The organism is Marinobacter sp. B-12 (assembly GCF_056857915.1).
The window spans coordinates 80120-99050 of sequence record NZ_JBSXOB010000048.1; the positions used below are offsets into that span (position 1 = coordinate 80120).

Genomic DNA, 18931 nt, shown 5'->3' on the forward strand with positions numbered 1-18931 from the left:
GAAACTGCTCACTCCGGTCATGACAATTTCAGGTGGGAGCGATATGGTGTAGACAGGTTCCCATCACAAGCAGGAGTTAGGCGATGTCCCTGAGAGATACCATCGATAATTTCTACGAGCCGCTGGTTGCGGAGGCCATTGATGAAACGAAAAAGGATGGTGATAGCCAGGACTACCTGACCGACGTGATGTGTGTGGCCCTGAATCGGCTACCAGCCAAATACTATCGACACAGCATCGATATGATGTTCTACCTCGCCGACGGCGAACTCGACACCATGAAAAAACAGGCCCTGACCGCCGTTCGGGAGGCCAGGGAGTTTGTGAAGAGCCATCAGCGTGAATAAAGAGCCGTCAGCGAGAATGAAGAGCCATCAGCGGGAGTGAAGAACCACCAGCGCGCATAAAGACTCATCAACAGGCCGATTAGCTCTCGCGCAGCACAGCCTCCAACGCCTTGCCAAGCCGTTCAGCCAGGGCCTCACTGACAACATCCACTGGCTGAACCACACACCAGTTGGCAACCAGCATTTCCAGTTGCCTTGATTTGTCGCTGTCCGAAGACGTGTTGCCCATGCCTTCGGCAAGTCGCTGTACCTGAATTTCCATGCGACGGCCCTGATCTTCCGCCGGTGACGGCACTTCCGCCAGTATCTCCGCCCGAATCACCAGTTCTACCGGGTCTGGCTGACCTACTTCGGCAGCCAGACCGGCCCAATGCTGCGGCAGTAGTTCGCTGTCCAGGGCGCTCGAACTCCGGGAATTGATCCAACTTTTCCAGGTATCTATCTGTTCCTGTAGCTGGCGGGTCGAAACCAGCCCCGAAAGGCGACTGCGTTCCTGACCGACCCGATCTCTGCTGTCCGCAGACAAAGGCTCATTCCTGAGGGAGTCAAGTTCAGACAGTGTCGCTTTGAGCCCGTCGAGGCTGCTGTCGGCGCTCGCCGATTGGCAGGCATCAAGTATCGGTCCCGCTTTTTCATCCGCCTCACGGGAAAGCTGTTCCTGTTCGTCCCTGCGGGCATCCCGCCGTGCGAAGATCTGGTCGCAGGCCTTGCGGAACGCCTGCCACAGTTTTCGGTCTTCGCGGTGTCGGGTAATACCAATGCTCGTCCACTCCGTTTGCAGCGCTTTCGCCTGATTCATGGCATCGCCCAGAGGCTCGTGTTCAATCAGGGCTTCCGCTCGCTCAACGATGCTTTGTTTAAGGGCTTCGTTTTTCTTGCGCTCGGTATCCAACGGCGCCTCAAGCTGTTTCAGCAAGTCGTCGAATCGTTTCTGAGCCGGGCGATTATCCCGAAATTCCACGGGCCAGGCCGCTTTCCACTCTTCACGTGCGGTCTGATGTATGCGTTCAGCCGCTTTCCAGTCAATACTGCTCCAATCAGCGTTGTCGAGGAACGTACCCAACTGATCGCAAATCGCCTTTCGGGTTTCCAGGTTTGCCTGTTTTAGCCCGGACTTGGCAGAGAAATAGGCCTTGCAGGGTTCATAGGCCTGATCAGAGGCCTGCTTGAACCGTGACCACAGGTCACGATCGGAAGAGCCGCCCAAGCCCCGCCACTCGTTCTGCAGTTCCTTGATGCGCTCGGCCTTGGCTTCCGGTTCCATGGGCTGATTGGCCAGGTATTCCATCTGTTCGCACAGCGACTCCTGTTTCGGGCGCGTTGCAAAGCCCTGCCAGTCGGTCAGCTCGCGAAGCTGGCCGCCGAGCAGGTGCATTCTTGGTTGCAGTGATTTGCCATGGCGATGATCGAGGCCTTTTGCGAGTTGTTGTGCTGCCTTGAAGTGTTGACGGGACTCCTTCAACTGCTTGGCGTCGAGAGCTTCCTCCAACTTATCCAGCACTTGCCGAAGCGAATAAGCCATGGCTTTGTGTTCTTCAGAGTCTGGTTTGTCGGTTTTTGCAGGGCGGGGTTTTCCTGCAATGCGGTTCAGAGCATCCAGCACAGTGGGGCGCCGGAAATCGCGGGGCCAGTCGACACTTTCCAGTATCGCACTGGCTTGATCGGTCAGCTTGCTATCATCGGTGTCACTGCTGTCGGTGGCCTGCAATGCAGCGATCTCGTCGCGGTGCTGGCCCAGGCGCTTGACTGCGGATATATAACTCCGCAGCGACTGCATCAGGTTCTCATAGGTTTTCTGTTCCTGTTTCTCCACCTGGGCGTCCCGGGTGGCTTCCAGCCAGCGGTTTTCCTGGGTTTTCTGCAAGGCATCCAGGGAGGCCAGAGAGGGTTCCAGGTCCGGATCCTGATGTTTCAGTTCGTCAAGGGTGTCTTCCAGTAAGGACAGCGTTTCCGCCCGTTGGCTTTTTTGCTCTTGCTGATGCCTGAGCTGATCCTTTTCGGCCTGCATCTCGCGCAGCCGTTCGCGGCATTTGTGAACAGCCTGTAGGAACTCTGTGGTTTGTTGCTGTGAGGCCTGAGCTTCCACATCAGCCCATTTCTGAAGGAGGGCGTCCAGGCGCGCCTCAAATAATTTCGTGTCGTCGCTACGGGCCTGCTCAACCGCGTGGCGCACGATGGTTTGAATGGTTTCGGCCAGTTTTCGTTGTCGATCTTCGTCGTCGCGAATACGTTGCAGCTTCTGGCGAACGATTTGATAGACACCTTTGTCCTTGCCTTTGGCAAGCTTCTGGACGCGCTGCAGGGTGGTTTTTTCAGTCAGTGCTTCCGCGGCCTCGCTGCGTATACCCGCTGTCAGGCCGCCAATGGCCAGTTCCTCGAGCTCGCCTTCGGTCGGGTTGGCTTTTAGTGCTTTTGCCTGCAGCTCTCGCTGGTCATCCTGCCTGGTTGTCCTGTCGGCCTCTTCTTTCGTGGCTTCCTTGCGAGCGGTAACGGCAGTCGCGGTTGCCTTGCGATTTCCAAACAGTTTCTGGATGAATGCGGCCATGGGGTTATCCTTTGATATTGAAACCAGTTCCCGGTGTCGGCAAAGTAAGCAGGCACCAGCCATCGGCGTTCTCCGGAGCTCCGGGTGCCGGGTACGTCAGCTGATCGATCCATGAAATTGAATGGTCAGCTGTATTAGGTGGGGGCTAGTCTAGCGTTTTGTCGGCATTTTCGGGAAGAGTCTGAATGGGAAAAGCATCAAATCCGGAAGATCAGGACCACAAGGCGCGTTCTGCCGCGCTGCGTCTGCTCGCCCGACGGGAACACAGCCGTTTGGAGCTCGCTCTGAAGCTCAAGCAGAGGAAGATCGAATCGGATGTGATTGAACAGGTTCTGGACGACTATGAAGCCGAAGGTTGGTTGTGTGATGAGCGATTCGCGGAGGTCTACGCCCGGCAGCGGATGGATCTGGGCTATGGACCGCTAAGAATACAGGCTGAACTCCAGCAAAGGGGCATCCAGGAGACGCCGCTCTGCGTCAGGGCGATGAATGACACGGACTGGTCCGATCGGGCGACGTCGCTTCGGGAAAAACGATTCGGGCTCTGCGATATTCGCGATGACTGGGATGAAAAGGCCCGTCAGGCTCGCTTTCTTGCCCGTCGGGGGTTTTCCTCGGAACACGTGGAAAACGCGCTTGATCAGAGGCTATAGCGTTGGTGGAACGAAACCGAGTTCCTCTGGCAGCGACGCCCTGATGTCGCTGTTGTTTCCCTCTCCATTGTCGGGCCCGACGATCTTCTCCATACCCTCCAGCTCTTTAAACCAGGGCTTTTCCTCCGATTCCGCTACCTCTGTGGGTTCCGTGAGCCAGGCCAGGAAATCGTAGTAGCGGCGTATATTCTGAACGTAGATTACCGGCTCGTGCCCCCTGGCATAGCCAAACCGCGTCTTGGAATACCATTCCTTCTGGGCCAGCAGTGGCAGGAATTCCTTGACGTCCATCCAGCGGTCAGGATTTCTGCCGGCACCCTCGGTCAGCCTGCGGGCATCTTCCACATGGCCCCAGCCAACGTTGTAGGAGGCGAGGGCAAACCAGGTTCGGTCCGGTTCCGGAATGCGATCTGGGACCCGGCTGTGTACGATCGTGAAATATTTGGCGCCACCCTGGATGCTTTCCTCGGCATCGAGACGATTGTTGATACCAATATGGCTGGCTGTGTTCCGCGTTAACATCATCAGTCCGCGAACACCGGTAGGAGAGACAGCATTGGGGCGCCAGTGGGATTCCTGGTAGCCCATTGCGGCCAACAGTCGCCAATCCAGGTCGTAGGTCGTGGCGTAATCGCGGAACAGGCTTTCGTATTTAGGCAGTCGGTTTTCGACGTGATGGACAAAGGTTCGCGCGCCAACGTAGTCCAGGCGGTCGAGATGACCATAAAACCGCTCGGAAATATGTGCCAGAGTGCCGTCTTCCCGCAGCTTGTGAATAAACTGTTCGGCGGCATTTGCCAGGCTCTGGTCCTGCTCATTGGGAAAGAGCCACAGTAATGGCTCAGCCTCTCCGAGGCTGAACGCGCTCTTCACCATCGGGAAGAATACATGGTTCAACTCGAGCTCATTGGAAGACACGATGGCCAGCGGGAACTCGCCGGATTCCACCCGTGAGAGGATGCCAGCGGCGTCCAGACCGGCGTGCATGGTCCACTGAAGGCCGCTGTTGTTGGCACTGAACTGTTCCAGTTGATGTTCGTGATTGCTGTCCGCCACCAGGTGGATAGTCTGTCCCTCCAGATCTTCCAGGGAGTCCGGGCGGTCAACTTCGCGGTTATAGACCACGACGGATTCGGCTTCGATGCCGTTGGCAACCTTTTGGTAACGCTGCTGAAAATCAGGGCGCGAGGAAAGTCCTGCCAGACCGATGTGGGCATAGTCCTGATCAAGTATCGACAGCACGCTGGTGTTGTCCTTCGCGACGCGAACCTTGAGTTCAACGCCCAGATCCTCTGCGAACAGGCGCGCCAGTTCGTAGTCATATCCGGTGGGGCCGTCACGGCCTTCAAAATAAACCGAGGGGGCATTCCGGGTAATAATGTGAAGCACTCCCTCAGAACGGATTTCCTGAAGAGTGCTTGGCCTTGAACATCCTGCAACTGTCAGGATTATTGACAGTAGGCAGGTGTATTTCGCGATGGCCGTGTACGGCTGACGACGGTTTTTAGGCAAATTCCTGAACTCCCTTGATGCAGGACGCTGAGTGTTACGGTAGATCCCCTGATGTCCGATCACTCCCTGCTACCTCGCTCGCACTTCTTGCGTTACCAAATAAGCAGCAAGTGGCATGCCAGCGCAGCTTTGGTGAGTTTAACCGATGTTCACTCAATACGGAGCCTCCCTGGCTCATCTGTAATGATCCCCGGTCACCCCGGGGTGGTCAATGAAGCTGCTCAATTAATGTGCAAAACAATGTAAATTATAGCGGTCGGTTTATAACCTTTTGACGCTGTATCCCGGTGTCTGTTTCAAGTATCATTGCGGCCTTTCAGATGGCCGGCCTTTTCCTGTTTACGTTGTACTCCGTCGGTACGGAACACAGGATGCTGCACCGGCTCCCAGTCTCGCGCGTACAGGTTTTGATCATGCTTGAACTTCGCGGCGCTCCCGCGCTCTCGCCCTTTCGTTCCCGCAAGCTGCATACCCGCATCCAGGACGTCGTGCCTGCGGTGGAACATGTGTATGCCGAGTTCATGCACTTTACGGATCTGGAGTTCCCACTGTCCGAATCCGATCAGGCGGTACTTGATCGCCTGCTGGCATACGGTCCCAGCGTTCCCGCCGAGGAGCCTGATGGCGTCCTTTTCCTGGTGGTTCCGCGTCCGGGTACCCTTTCACCCTGGTCAAGCAAGGCGACGGACATCGCCCGCAACTGTGGCTTGCGGCAGATTCGTCGGATTGAGCGGGGCATCGCCTATTACGTGAAAGCCAACCGCAAGCTGAGCCTCGAGCAGCGGGAGAAGATTGCGGGGTTGCTCCACGACCGCATGACCCAGAAAGTTTTCCACGAGATGGGCGGTGCGGAATTGTTGTTCCATACCGACGAGCCGCGCACCCTTAACCGGGTTCCCGTGCTTTCTGGCGGGCGGCAGGCACTGGTAGATGCCAATCGTTCACTGGGCCTGGCGCTGGCGGAAGACGAGATCGATTACCTGGTAAAGTCTTTCTCGGACCTGGAGCGTGATCCCACCGACGTCGAGTTGATGATGTTCGCGCAGGCCAACTCGGAACATTGCCGCCACAAGATTTTCAACGCCTCCTGGGATATTGACGGCGAAGGGCAGGAAAAATCCCTGTTTGCGATGATTCGCAATACCTTTGAGATGAACAGCGAGGGCGTGCTTTCCGCTTATAAGGACAATGCGTCGGTCATTGCCGGCAGCCGTGGGGGACGTTTCTTCCCCGAGCCGGAAACCGGTGTCTATCGCTATCATGAGGAAGATATTCATATCCTGATGAAAGTGGAAACTCACAACCATCCGACCGCGATAGCGCCGGCGGCCGGTGCTGCAACCGGTTCTGGTGGTGAGATCCGTGATGAAGGGGCAACCGGGCGTGGCTCCAAGCCAAAGGCGGGCCTTAGCGGGTTCACCGTGTCCAACCTTAATCTTCCGGATGATCCGCAGCCCTGGGAGATCGGTTACGGTAAGCCGGAACGAATTGCCTCTCCCCTGGATATCATGATTGAAGGTCCGATTGGTGGCGCTGCCTTCAACAATGAATTCGGCCGTCCCAATCTCGCCGGCTATTTCCGGACCTTCGAGGAAGCGGTGCCCGGTGCCGGTGGCGAAGAGGTGCGTGGCTATCACAAACCCATCATGATCGCCGGCGGCCTGGGTAATATCCGGGCGAGCCATGTGGAGAAAGGCAATATTCCGGTTGGTGCCAAGTTGATCGTCCTTGGCGGCCCGTCCATGTTGATTGGTCTGGGTGGCGGTGCTGCGTCGTCCATGGATTCCGGTTCCAGCAACGAGAACCTGGACTTTGCGTCAGTGCAACGGGATAACCCGGAAATGGAACGTCGCTGCCAGGAGGTGATTGACCGGTGCTGGCAAATGGGCGACGACAATCCCATATGCTTTATTCATGACGTGGGGGCAGGCGGTCTGTCCAACGCCATGCCGGAGCTGGTCAAGGACGGTGGCCGAGGCGGCCGTTTCGAACTGCGTGACATTCCCAGCGACGAGCCTGGCATGTCGCCCCTGGAAATCTGGTGCAACGAGTCCCAGGAACGTTACGTGATGGCCGTGGCGCCGGAAAACCTGGAACAGTTTGATGCGCTTTGCCGCCGTGAGCGCTGCCCTTATGCGGTGATTGGTGAAGCGACCGAAGCCCACCATCTCGAACTCGGGGATTCCTATTTCGACGACCGCCCGGTTGATCTGCCGATGGACGTTCTGTTCGGCAAACCGCCCCGCATGCACCGCAGCGTTTCGCGTTCTTCATTCACCAAACCCATGTTTGATTCCACCAGAATCGATCTCAACGACGCGGTAGATCGTGTGCTGAGACTGCCGTCCGTAGGCTCCAAGAGTTTCCTGATTACCATTGGTGACCGGACCATCACCGGGCTTGTCGCGAGGGACCAGATGGCGGGCCCATGGCAGGTGCCTGTCAGTGACGTGGCGGTTACCTCGTCGTCTTTTGATGTGAAGGCCGGCGAAGCCATGGCCATGGGGGAGCGCACGCCGGTTGCGGTTATCGATGCACCGGCATCCGGACGCATGGCAGTGGGTGAAGTGATTACCAACCTGGCGGCCGCCCCCGTCGCCAAACTGTCGGATATTCGGCTGTCCGCCAACTGGATGGCTGCGGCAGGGCATCCTGGTGAGGACGAGAACCTTTACGAAACCGTTCGCGCGGTTGGTATGGAGCTTTGTCCTGCACTGGGTATCACCATTCCGGTGGGCAAGGATTCCATGTCCATGAAGACGGTCTGGGAAGAGGATGGCGGCGAGCAAAAGAGTGTTACGGCACCCTTGTCGCTTATCATCAGCGGTTTCGCACCGGTGACGGACGTGGACAGGACATTGACCCCTCAACTGGCCACCGATGCCGGGGAGACGGATCTGATCCTGGTTGATCTTGCTGCGGGACAGAATCGCCTGGGTGGTTCCGCACTGGCGCAGGTTTACCGGCAGGTGGGTGCGGTGGCACCGGACCTGGACGACCCAGAGGACATCAAGGCGTTTTTCGCGGTTATTCAGGGTCTCAATGGCGACGGCAAGCTACTGGCGTACCATGATCGTTCGGATGGTGGCCTGTTCGTAACGCTGGCTGAGATGAGCTTTGCCGGCCACACCGGTATCGACATCAAACTGGATGGTCTTGCGGAAGAGACGTCCCAGTTCGCTCGTGAGCTCTTTAATGAGGAGCTTGGCGCCGTGATCCAGGTTCGTCGGGAGGATACCGGGTTTGTACTGCAGCAGTTTTCGGCCGCGGGTCTTGGTGACCATACTTCGGTGATCGGTACCGTCAACCAGGACGACCACATTCGCTATACCTTTGAGGGGCAGGCGGTTATATCCCGGCCGCGGGCGGATCTACAGCGTCTTTGGGCGGAAACCAGCTACCGCGTGCAGTCGCTCCGTGACAACGCTGATTGCGCTCAGGAGGAGTTCGACAACCTGCTGGACAGCAGTGATCCGGGGCTTCATGCGGAACTTACGTTCGACATCAATGACGATATATCCGCGCCATACATCAACAAAGGGGCCAAGCCCCGAGTGGCGGTGTTGCGGGAGCAGGGTGTTAATGGGCAGGTTGAAATGGCGGCCGCCTTTGACCGTGCCGGCTTCGAGTCTGTGGATGTTCACATGAGCGACCTGCTCTCTGGCCGTGTTTCCCTGGAAGGATTCAACAGCCTGGTAGCCTGTGGTGGCTTCTCTTACGGGGACGTCCTGGGTGCAGGTGAGGGCTGGGCCAAGTCTATCCTGTTCAATGATCGGGTTCGCGATCAGTTTGCAGCATTCTTCAACCGCCAGGACACCTTGGCGCTTGGCGTATGTAATGGTTGTCAGATGTTGTCCAACCTGCACGAACTGATTCCCGGCAGTGAAGACTGGCCACGCTTCGTACGAAACCAGTCGGAGCAGTTCGAAGCCCGATTGGTGATGGCGGAGGTGCCCCCTTCTCCGTCGGCTTTCATGGAGGGCATGGCCGGTTCCAGGATGCCGATAGCGGTTGCCCATGGTGAGGGCAGGGCTGAGTTCCCGGCCGGAACGTCTGCAGAGCAACTGAGTGATAGCGAACTGATTGCGCTACGCTACGTGGATAACCGCGGCGAGGTCACCACACGTTACCCATGGAACCCCAACGGATCCGAGGCGGGCATAACCGGAGTTACCACACGGGATGGACGGGTCACTATCCTCATGCCCCATCCCGAGCGTGTATTCAGAACCTCCCAGCTTTCGTGGCACCCTGCCGATTGGGGGGAAGACGCGCCATGGATTCGAATGTTCCGTAATGCGAGGCGTTGGTTCAGCTAGGCCATAGCCTGATCTAAAAAAGCCGGCCCGGGACGCACCATAAAGGTGACTCATCCAGGGCCGGCTTTTTTGTTTTTGGCGACGGGAGTTTCCAAGGATTTTCAAGGGAAATTTTTGTTTATAAGTGCGAAAATCCCCTTGACTCAAACGGTTTATGCACATTCCTGGTGCCACGCTGTGCGCAATGTGTACAAAGCACTGGGTTTAGGTTCATTTTTTGTTCGACAACTATAACTACATGAAATAAAAGGAATTAATTAAGTAGGTGAATTTGTCGCCAATTTAACGAAAGTGCAGTAATTCCGGGGGATGGGGACATGTTCCCAAAAACTTTCCCCAGAGTTATCCACAGATTCTGTGGGTAAGTGTCTAAATGCTTAATCTGTACAAAAATTATCCGTTGGAAGGGTGTCGGAGTGGCCTGATTCTGTTCTGACACAACGGTGTTCAAGGGAGGATCTGACGAATGTACAAGATGTGTTATTTCGTGCCTGAGAGTCATCTTGAAACGACCAAAAGCGCCCTGTTCGAGGTGGGTGCCGGGCGTATCGGCGATTACGACTGCTGTGCCTGGCAATGTAAAGGTCAGGGGCAGTTTCGTCCGCTTGATGGCAGCCAGCCTTTTCTGGGCCAGACCGGGGAAATTGAGCGGGTGGACGAATTCCGCGTTGAGCTGGTATGCAAGGACGACCTTATTCAGGCGGCACTTCAAGCGTTGAAACAGGCGCATCCATACGAAGAGCCCGCCTACGAGGTGTTTCGTATGGAAGCGCTGTAGCGGCGGCCAGGCGTGGATATTTAGGCGCGAGGCCCCATCCGGTATCGAATGTCGTCCACATGGACAGGGAAGTGCTCATTGCGTACGTCTTCCACATAAAGCTCGAGGGTGCGACGAACCGTGGGGAACGACAGTTCATCCCACGGAATGTCCTCCAGCGCAAACAGCTGGGTTTCCAGCGATTCCTCGCCGGCCCCGAAGTCTTCGCTGGTGAGGGTGGCGCGATAGAACATGTGCACCTGATCGATGTGTGGCACATGAATGATGGTGTAGAGGTTGTCCACCGTCACTTCCGCAAGCGCCTCTTCCCGGGTTTCCCTGGTGGCCGCTTCGAGGGTGGTTTCCGAGTTTTCCATGAAGCCTGCAGGCAGCGTCCAGTAACCATAGCGCGGCTCGATAGCCCGGCGGCATAGCAAAACCCTTCCTTTCCAGACAGGAACCGTACCGGCGACGATGCGGGGATTCTGGTAATGTATGGTTTCACAACTGATGCACACGTAGCGGTGGCGATTGTCGCCCTGGGGGATGCGCTGTTCGACAGGATGGCCGCATGTGCTGCAGTATTTCATCTGTTTCACCATATACTGGACAAATGTGTGTTGGTAGCAAGTGTAACTATCTGCGCTGCCGGTGTCTCATTCAACAGTCAGAAGTCTTAACGGAGCCGTGTTTTGCGCGATCTTCTCACCAAACGCCTGTCAGGCTATGTACCCCGTTTGTTGACATTGGATTACCCCGAAGCAGCCGTGCTCGTCCCGGTCACCAATGACCATGGAAACCCTGAAATCGTGTTTACCCTGAGGTCAGAAAACCTGAGTACTCACCGGGGGCAGGTGTCTTTTCCCGGCGGGCGGCGGGACCCGGAAGACCATTCCCTGGCCGACACCGCGCTGCGCGAGACTCACGAGGAAATCGGACTGCCACCCGACCAGGTGGAACTGATTGCGCCGCTGAGCCAGGTAATGTCGCTGCATCAGATTCTGGTAACACCTTACGTTGGGGTGATACCCGGCGATCACCCCCTGCAAGCTAACCCGGCGGAAATCGATAGTATCTTCCGGGTGCCCGTTGAATTTTTCCTGGACGACAATCGAGAGCGCACAGACCCGCTCAACTTCCTCAACAATACCTTTTATGTGCCCTGTTATCGTTGGGAACGCTATCAGATATGGGGCCTGTCTGCGGTCGTTCTGGTGGATTTCCTCAATGCGGTCTATGACGCCGGTATTGATTTGCTGGAGCCGCCTCCTAAGCGCTGATTAGCGTCCCCCGAACACTCCGTTCCAGTTCTCATCCCCTCTTTTTTCGCTTTTGTCAGCTGGCCTATTGCTGGGGGCCGCTGATGTTTCGTGCGCCTATGGATGCTCAAATATTAGACCAAGGTCTAATATGTTTATAAAACGATCAGGTATTACATGGTGAATACTGTATGCAAACGACAAAAAGGAGTTACGTCGTGAGGTGTGACCAATGAAAAAAATTCAAACCGAGAAGAACCTGCCGGAGCTGATTTACGACTCTGTGGTCAATGCCATTGTCGAAGGCTTGCTTAAGCCGGGTGAGCGCGTCACACAGGAGACACTGGCCGAGAGACTCGATGTTTCGCGGTTGCCGGTAAGCCAGGCTATGCAGCGTCTGCGTGACGACGGGTTTCTGTCAGCGGTAGGGCGTCGGGGCCTGATGGTGTCGGTGCTTGATGAAAGTTTTGTGTCGCAGCTGTACGAGTTCCGGTGTGGGATCGATCTGGTGAGTGCCGGGCTTGCGGCCCAGCGAGTGGATGCCGGGGCGCGAAAGCGAGGTGAGGACATCATTGCCGAAGGTTTCGCGGCAGGGAAAGCACACGACCTCCCTGCTTTGATCGATGCTGACATGCGCTTTCACGGTTTCATCTACGAGCTGGCGGGCAACACCTTCATCCTTGATTCAATGGAGGCGCACTGGAACCACGTAAGGCGCGTCATGAGTGACATTCTCATTGTCGAAAAAAACCAGAAACAGATCTGGGAAGAGCACGAGGCAATACTGAACGCGGTATTGGCTGGTGATGCACGGACTGCCGAAGCACTTGCCAGAGAGCATGTGGAAACCGCATCAAAATGGCTTCAGAAAGAAATTCAAGTTTGCCGTGAACCCCTGAAAAGAAGTGGGAGCACGAATATTTAATCCAAGGAGAATGCGATGCAAAACAATGACAAAAACGCAGCTGTGATTCGGGTAATGTTGGCGAAGATCGGTCTCGACGGTCACGATCGCGGCATTAAAGTGGTCGCGCGTGCACTACGTGATGCCGGCATGGACGTGGTCTACACCGGACTGCATCGCACACCGGAGGAGGTCGTGGACGCTGCCATTCAGGAAGACGTGGATATCCTCGGCATCAGCCTGCTGTCCGGTGCGCACATGCACATTTTCCCCAAGGTACTGGAGCTTCTGAAAGACAAGGAAGCCGAAGACATGATCGTTGCCGGTGGCGGTGTCATCCCCGACGACGATGTCAAAGAACTCTACCAGATGGGCGTCCACAAGATTCTCCTTCAGGACACTCCGCCACAAGAAATCATTGATTCGTTCCGGCAGATGGTCGCAGATCGAGGTTCCCGATAGTCAGGGCCGTGGCCGCAGATTTCCTCAGACGACAACCAATAACAAGATCAGGAGTCTCCGATGGAAGAGTGGAATTTTCCCCCCAATTATCGCAACGACTATTTTCCGGACGCGAACAGCCCCTACTGGTTCCGGGACCGGGAGACGATGGACCCGGAAAAACGCGATGAATTGATTGTTGCGCGCATCCGCGAGGTGATGGCCTATGCCTACGACCACTCGCCGTTCTATCAGCGCAAATGGGACGAGGCCGGTATAAAAGCCAATGACATTCGTACCCTCGCAGACTTTGAGGAAGTGCCTGTCGTCACCAAACAGGAGTTGCGAGATTCCCAGGCGAAAAATCCGCCTTTCGGCGATTACCTCTGCTGCCCCGAAAGCGACATCCACCATATTCACGGTACTTCCGGTACCACCGGCCGACCTACCGCCTTTGGCATTTCCCGACGTGACTGGGAAACCATTGCCAACAATCATGCCCGGATTATGTGGGGTATGGGGTTGCGCCCCGGTGACACGGTGTTTGTGGCAGCGATCCTGAGCCTTTACATGGGGTCATGGGGGGCGTTGATGGGGGCTGAAAGACTGGGGTGCAAAGCTTTTCCCTTCGGCGCTGGTGCGCCCGGGATGACCGCTCGAGCGGTAACCTGGCTCGGAATGATGAAACCTGCCGGGCTGTATTCAACACCGTCATACGCGTTAAGGCTGGCAGAAGTGGCCCGCGAGGAAGGGGTGGATCCGAGAGAATTCGGTATCAAGGTGCTGTTTTTCTCTGGTGAACCGGGTGGCTCTATTCCGTCGATCCGGGACAAGATTCAGGGTATCTACGGTGCCAAGGTAGTTGACTGCGGAACCATGGCGGAGCTGACGCCCTGGATGCACGCCTCTGGCAGCGCAGAGACCGAGGGCATGCTGCTTTGGCAGGACATGGTCTACACCGAAGTGGCGGACCCCAACACCCTTCGCCGGGTGCCATACGGCGATCAGGGAACGCCGATCTACACCCATCTCGAGAGAACGTCCCAGCCGATGATCCGGATGGTGTCCGGCGATCTGACTCATTGGGTGATGGAAGACAATCCTTGTGGTCGTACCTATCCCAGACTGCCGAAAGGCATCTACGGCCGGATCGATGACATGTTCCAGATACGCGGTGAAAACGTGTATCCCAGCGCCATTGCGGAAGTTCTGGAAGGCCTTTCCGGTTATGGCGGTGAGCACCGGATCATCATTTCACGGGGCGGCTCTATGGATGAGTTGGCTGTCAAAGCGGAGTTTAACCAGGAGGTCGCTGGCAGGGGGCCGGAAGCGGTCAGATCCCTGGGTGAGAAGGCGGAGGCTGAACTGAGCCGAGTGCTGGGTGTGCGGGCACGGGTTGTCATGGTTGACCCAGAAACCTTCCCTCGTACTGACTTCAAAGCCCAGCGTGTCGTTGACGACCGGGACCTTTACCAGAGCCTCAACCAGAAGCAAGGGGGTTAAATGATTAACCGCATACCCTCGATGAAGCTCGCTGAACGCGTGCGGGAAGGACATCTTCGCGCTATCGCCCGGTTGATTACCCGTGTTGAAAACGGCGGTGACGCTGAGGTGCGCGAAGCCCTGGCGGAGCTTTACAAAGCGACTGGCAACGCCCATGTGGTGGGCATTACCGGTGTGCCGGGAGCAGGGAAATCCACCCTTGTCACGCAACTGGTCCAGGAGTACCGGGCCAGCGGCCGCAAGGTTGGCGTGGTTGCTATTGATCCTTCCAGCCCGTATTCCGGCGGTGCGATCCTCGGTGACCGTATTCGCATGGGCGACCTTGTGTCCGACCCAGGTGTTTTCATCCGCAGCATGGCTACCCGGGGAACCCTGGGCGGTCTTGCCAGGCCAGCCCTGGATGCGGTTGACCTTCTGGATGCCGGCGGCTTTGACGTGGTCCTGATCGAGACGGTCGGGGTGGGGCAGGACGAGGTCGATATTGTCCGCGCCGCCCACACGACCGTGGTCGTCAACGCGCCCGGGCTGGGCGACGACATTCAGGCCATCAAGGCTGGCGTTCTGGAAATCGCCGATGTCCATGTGGTGAGCAAGGCCGACCGGCCGGATGCCAACAAAACCATTCAGGAACTCAAGGCCATGCTGATGATGAGCCTGGAGCCGGGCGAGGGAATCTGGCGGGTGCCGGTGGTGCCGACCAGTTCCGAAAAGCATAGCGGCTTTAAAGAGTTGATGGCCGCCATTGATCGCCACGCGGAACACCTGGAAAAAAGTGGCGAGATCACCCAACGGCGGCACCAGATTGCGTTAACGCGGGTGGTGAAGGTTGCGGAAGAGATTGTCCGGGATAATTTTGCACGTGACAGCAGGTCGCAGACCGAAGAGCTGCTCAAGAAGGTTACCCAGCGCGAACTGGACCCCCATGGAGCCGCGGTGACCTTGTTAAAAGCCATGAAGGAGACTATTCATGAAGCGCACTGACCAGTATGACCCAGCTGCACTGAAGCACATTGAGAAAGAGTTTGATCAGTGGGAACAGAACGAAGTGTCGTCCTTTATCAAGCGGGCGCCGGAGAGCAAACCGGAGTACGTCACTGCGTCTGGAATGCCGACGAAACGCACCTACACACCATTGGATGTCAAAAACACCCCCTTCGAGGACATTGGTTTTCCCGGGCAGTATCCCTTTACCCGGGGGCCGTACCCCACCATGTATCGGGGCAGGAACTGGACCATGCGCCAGATTGCCGGCTTCGGTACGGCTAGAGAAACCAACGGTCGCTTCAAGTACCTGATCGCCCAAGGGCAGACCGGCCTGTCGATCGACTTCGATATGCCGACCCTGATGGGCTACGACTCCAGCCATGCCATGAGCCAGGGTGAGGTAGGTCGTGAAGGCGTTGCCATTGACACCCTTGCTGACATGGAGGAATTGTTCGACGACATCGATCTGACCAAGATCTCGGTATCCATGACCATCAATCCGTCAGCCTGGATTCTCTACGCCATGTACATCGCCCTGGCGCAGAAGCGGGGATACGATCTCAATGACCTGTCGGGCACCATCCAGAACGACATTCTCAAGGAGTACATCGCCCAGAAGGAATGGATATTCCCGGTGCGGCCGTCGGTTCGCCTGGTGCGAGACTGCATTCAGTACGGCTCCGAAAACATGAAGCGGTACAACCCCATCAACATCTCCGGCTATCACATTTCTGAGGCCGGTTCGACGGCGGTCCAGGAAGTGGCGTATACCATGGCGACCACCATGGAGTATGTCAGGACCGCCATAGACGCGGGTGTGGATGTGAACGACTTCGGGCCGCGGCTGTCCTTTTTCTTCGTCAGCCAGGCGGATTTCTTCGAGGAGATTGCCAAGTTCCGCGCAGCCCGTCGCGTGTACGCCAAAATCATGCGAGAAAAGTTTGGCGCCACGAAACCGGAAGCCAGCCGGCTTCGTTTTCACGCCCAGACTGCCGCGGCAACCCTGACCAAACCGCAGTACACCATCAACCCGATCCGTACCGCGCTTCAGGCACTTTCTGCGGTACTGGGTGGCGCCCAATCCCTGCACACCAACGGCATGGATGAAGCCTTCGCCATTCCAACGGAAGAGGCGATGCGTATCGCCCTGCGGACCCAGCAGATCATCGCTTACGAGACCAACATCACCCAGGTGGTGGACCCGTTGGGTGGCTCCTACTACGTCGAGAATCTTACCGATGAGATCGAGAAGGAAGTCTGGAAGATTATCGATGAAGTTGAGGAACTCGGAGGCACGCTTCAGTGCATCGATGATGGTTACTTTCAGAGAGGCATCTCCGATTCCGCCTACGATTTTGCCTTGCGTAAGGCCAGTGGTGAGCGGCCGGTTATCGGTGTCAACATGTTCGTGCAGGACGAAGAGGATGTCGAGATCGAAACCCATCCCCACGATCCGGAAACAGAACGCCGGCAGATTGAACGCGTGAACCGGGTCAAGGACAATCGCGACGAGGAAAAAGTCCAGAGTATGCTCAGGCAACTGAAAGAGCAGGCCGAGGATGAGTCGGCCAATCTCATGCCCATCACCATTGAGTTGGTGAAAGAGGGCGCCTCGATGGGCGATATTGTTGAAACCCTGAAAGGGATATGGGGAACCTATCGCGAAAAACCTGTAATCTGACCGGCTTCGGATACTGACAGAACCGGTTCACGGGAGAGATGAATGGTCAGGCTCACCAAGATCTATACGAAAACCGGAGACAAGGGCGATACCGGTCTTGGCGACGGTAGTCGCGTCGCCAAGCATGACCTGCGTGTGGAGGCCTACGGCACAGTGGATGAGGCCAACGCAGTGATTGGTCTCGCGCGGCTGCATGTGGACGGCGAACTGGACGTTATACTGGCACGCATCCAGAACGATCTGTTCGATGTCGGGGCGGATCTGTGCACCCCGATCGTCGAAAACCCGAAATACCCGCCACTGAGGCTTGCCGAGGGCAAGACCGTTGAGCTTGAGCAGGAGATCGACCGGTTCAATGCGGATATTCCGTCGCTTCGCTCCTTTATCCTGCCCGCGGGCAATGCAGCCGCAACGCACCTACACCATGCGCGTACCGTGACGCGGCGGGCTGAGCGAATCATTGCGCACCTGCAGGAGGAGCAGAACATCAGCCGGTTGGTTCTGGAATACATGAACCGGCTGTCCGATTTACTCTTCGTCCTTGCCAGGCACGCGAATAACCAGGGTAAGGACGATGTGCTTTGGGTGCCGGGTAAATAATGCTAGCCCACGAGCAGGGCACTGAAGCGTGAGTTTGTCGACGCCTGAGCATGGTGGCCGACTACGCGCCGCTGCGAAGACGCGGGGAATCCCGTTGGGTCAATGGCTGGACCTGTCCACCGGTATCAATCCGCATGGGTGGCCTGTTCCGGCGATCCCGGACGAGGTCTGGCGTCGCCTGCCGGAGCCTGATGATGGCCTGGAGCACCTTGTCAGGCAGTGGGTGGGTGCGCCGAAGCTTGCCGCATGTATGGCCCTGGCCGGCAGCCAGGCGGCAATTATGCATTTGCCCCGTCTACGACAGCCTTGCCGGGTTGGTGTGCCGTCGCCAGGTTATCAGGAGCATGGTCACAACTGGGCCGTTGCCGGCCATCGCGTGATCGAGATTGGCAACGATCTGCGAGAGGACGATGACGAAAGCTGGCTGGATGAACTGGACGTGCTGGTGTGGATCAATCCAAACAATCCCACTGGCCAGGCTGTTGAGCCGGGCCGATTGCTGGGCTGGCATCAGCGGCTTCAGCGTCGTGGCGGGTGGCTGATTGTGGACGAAGCGTTCGTCGATGCCACCCCGGAGCTCAGTGTGGGGAATGCGACCGACTTACCCGGTCTTGTCGTCCTGAGATCCCTGGGGAAGTTTTTCGGCCTGGCGGGCTTGCGGGCCGGAGCTGCGGTGGGAGACCCGGATATTATTCGCCGATTGCGCGCAATGATCGGGCCCTGGTCAATCAGCGGCCCCGCGCGATCAGTCATGGGCCAGGCGCTGGCGGACACCCAATGGCAAGCTGCGACGATAGAGCGACTGCACAGTGAAAGCCAGCGGTTGGCGGACTGCCTGTCGAAGCATGGCTTTGAAGGAGCTTCTGGAACGGCGCTTTTTAGGTACGTTCGGCATGACCGGGCGGCGGACATTGCAGACGAGCTCGCACGGCGGGGAATCCTCGTTCGGGAGTTTGAGAATCCTGCAGCGCTGCGTTTTGGATTGCCCGGTTCGGAACCGGAATGGACCCGGTTAGACCAGGCGCTGTATTTAAGCCATCTGTATTGATTTAGCACATAAGGGCTGCTAGTTTGGCGCCCGATTCGATGAACACCGTGTTCAGGTAACGCTTTTTTGCGGTATCCCCGCCGGAAAGCGTAAAACGGGAAGTCGGTTAAAGTCCGACGCTGCCCCCGCAACGGTAAGCGAGCTAAAGGCAATCGAAAAAAGCCACTGTGCGTCATGCATGGGAAGGTGATTGCCCCGGACCGGCCCATCGGCTGATCCACTCGCAAGCCCGGAGACCGGCCTGAATACACACCGGAAGTTGCGGAGGGCGACGGCGGTGGGAGAGTTGCGTCGGTCTCACACCCGTACCCTGACTCGTATCCTGCCTCCCCAATCTCATACTCAAACTCCGCAACACAATAACCATCACGCGGGTGC

Annotated in this window: 15 protein-coding genes and 1 riboswitch; of the genes, 12 read left to right on the plus strand and 3 right to left on the minus strand. The window is 57.0% G+C overall.

Annotated features, from left to right (window positions below; genetic code table 11):
- Nucleotides 1–83: 83 nt before the first annotated feature.
- Nucleotides 84–347 carry a late competence development ComFB family protein gene (locus AC13D2_RS08905; protein ID WP_292046350.1) on the plus strand — a complete coding sequence of 88 codons (264 nt, stop codon included), beginning with the start codon at nucleotides 84–86 and terminating at the stop codon, nucleotides 345–347.
- Nucleotides 348–426: 79 nt separating this feature from the next.
- Here AC13D2_RS08905 and AC13D2_RS08910 read toward each other — a convergent pair whose 3' ends face one another.
- The gene (locus tag AC13D2_RS08910) at nucleotides 427–2892 is read right to left on the minus strand and encodes a DUF349 domain-containing protein (RefSeq protein WP_482938500.1); all 2466 of its coding nucleotides are present in this window, start codon (nucleotides 2890–2892) and stop codon (nucleotides 427–429) included.
- A gap of 185 nt (nucleotides 2893–3077) precedes the next feature.
- Here AC13D2_RS08910 and AC13D2_RS08915 point away from each other — a divergent pair, with 185 nt between their 5' ends.
- Entirely contained in the window at nucleotides 3078–3545 is a 468-nt protein-coding gene (locus AC13D2_RS08915; RefSeq protein ID WP_292046348.1) for a regulatory protein RecX, read from the plus strand.
- On the opposite strand, the gene mltF is transcribed toward AC13D2_RS08915, so the two are convergent.
- A complete protein-coding gene (gene mltF / locus AC13D2_RS08920; protein ID WP_482938501.1) occupies nucleotides 3540–4934 on the minus strand; it encodes a membrane-bound lytic murein transglycosylase MltF in 1395 nt (464 codons plus the stop codon). The genes AC13D2_RS08915 and mltF overlap by 6 nt on opposite strands.
- A gap of 536 nt (nucleotides 4935–5470) precedes the next feature.
- Between mltF and purL the strand changes: the two genes are divergently transcribed.
- Nucleotides 5471–9376 carry a phosphoribosylformylglycinamidine synthase gene (purL, locus tag AC13D2_RS08925; RefSeq protein ID WP_292046347.1) on the plus strand — a complete coding sequence of 1302 codons (3906 nt, stop codon included), beginning with the start codon at nucleotides 5471–5473 and terminating at the stop codon, nucleotides 9374–9376.
- A gap of 466 nt (nucleotides 9377–9842) precedes the next feature.
- Nucleotides 9843–10154, plus strand: coding sequence for a YqfO family protein (locus AC13D2_RS08930; RefSeq protein ID WP_292046346.1), 312 nt, complete (start codon nucleotides 9843–9845; stop codon nucleotides 10152–10154).
- A 20-nt stretch (nucleotides 10155–10174) separates the two neighbouring features.
- Here the strand turns inward: AC13D2_RS08930 and AC13D2_RS08935 are convergent, their stop codons facing one another.
- On the minus strand, nucleotides 10175–10723 hold the full coding sequence (locus AC13D2_RS08935) for an NUDIX hydrolase (protein WP_036206490.1): 549 nt from the start codon (nucleotides 10721–10723) through the stop codon (nucleotides 10175–10177).
- A gap of 102 nt (nucleotides 10724–10825) precedes the next feature.
- On the opposite strand from AC13D2_RS08935, the gene AC13D2_RS08940 reads away from it, so the two are divergent.
- The 8 genes from AC13D2_RS08940 (at nucleotide 10826) to cobD (ending at nucleotide 18553) form a co-directional block, all read left to right on the plus strand.
- Nucleotides 10826–11413, plus strand: a complete 588-nt coding sequence (locus tag AC13D2_RS08940; RefSeq protein ID WP_007151652.1) for an NUDIX hydrolase — start codon at nucleotides 10826–10828, stop codon at nucleotides 11411–11413.
- A 211-nt stretch (nucleotides 11414–11624) separates the two neighbouring features.
- On the plus strand, nucleotides 11625–12317 hold the full coding sequence (locus AC13D2_RS08945) for a GntR family transcriptional regulator (RefSeq protein ID WP_292046344.1): 693 nt from the start codon (nucleotides 11625–11627) through the stop codon (nucleotides 12315–12317).
- Nucleotides 12318–12332: 15 nt separating this feature from the next.
- Nucleotides 12333–12758 (plus strand): cobalamin B12-binding domain-containing protein, encoded by a 426-nt coding sequence (locus AC13D2_RS08950; RefSeq protein WP_292046343.1) that lies wholly within the window; start codon nucleotides 12333–12335, stop codon nucleotides 12756–12758.
- Between the two features lie 60 nt (nucleotides 12759–12818).
- Nucleotides 12819–14240 (plus strand): phenylacetate--CoA ligase family protein, encoded by a 1422-nt coding sequence (locus tag AC13D2_RS08955; RefSeq protein ID WP_292046342.1) that lies wholly within the window; start codon nucleotides 12819–12821, stop codon nucleotides 14238–14240.
- The gene (gene meaB, locus AC13D2_RS08960; protein ID WP_292046341.1) at nucleotides 14241–15221 is read left to right on the plus strand and encodes a methylmalonyl Co-A mutase-associated GTPase MeaB; all 981 of its coding nucleotides are present in this window, start codon (nucleotides 14241–14243) and stop codon (nucleotides 15219–15221) included.
- Nucleotides 15208–16905 (plus strand): methylmalonyl-CoA mutase family protein, encoded by a 1698-nt coding sequence (locus AC13D2_RS08965; RefSeq protein WP_482938502.1) that lies wholly within the window; start codon nucleotides 15208–15210, stop codon nucleotides 16903–16905. The genes meaB and AC13D2_RS08965 overlap by 14 nt, the downstream gene beginning before the upstream one ends.
- Before the next feature lie 42 nt (nucleotides 16906–16947).
- Nucleotides 16948–17505 carry a cob(I)yrinic acid a,c-diamide adenosyltransferase gene (locus AC13D2_RS08970; RefSeq protein WP_420390937.1) on the plus strand — a complete coding sequence of 186 codons (558 nt, stop codon included), beginning with the start codon at nucleotides 16948–16950 and terminating at the stop codon, nucleotides 17503–17505.
- A gap of 28 nt (nucleotides 17506–17533) precedes the next feature.
- Nucleotides 17534–18553 (plus strand): threonine-phosphate decarboxylase CobD, encoded by a 1020-nt coding sequence (gene cobD / locus AC13D2_RS08975; protein ID WP_482938503.1) that lies wholly within the window; start codon nucleotides 17534–17536, stop codon nucleotides 18551–18553.
- Between the two features lie 47 nt (nucleotides 18554–18600).
- A riboswitch (cobalamin riboswitch) is annotated at nucleotides 18601–18802 on the plus strand.
- The last annotated feature ends 129 nt before the right edge of the window (nucleotides 18803–18931 follow it).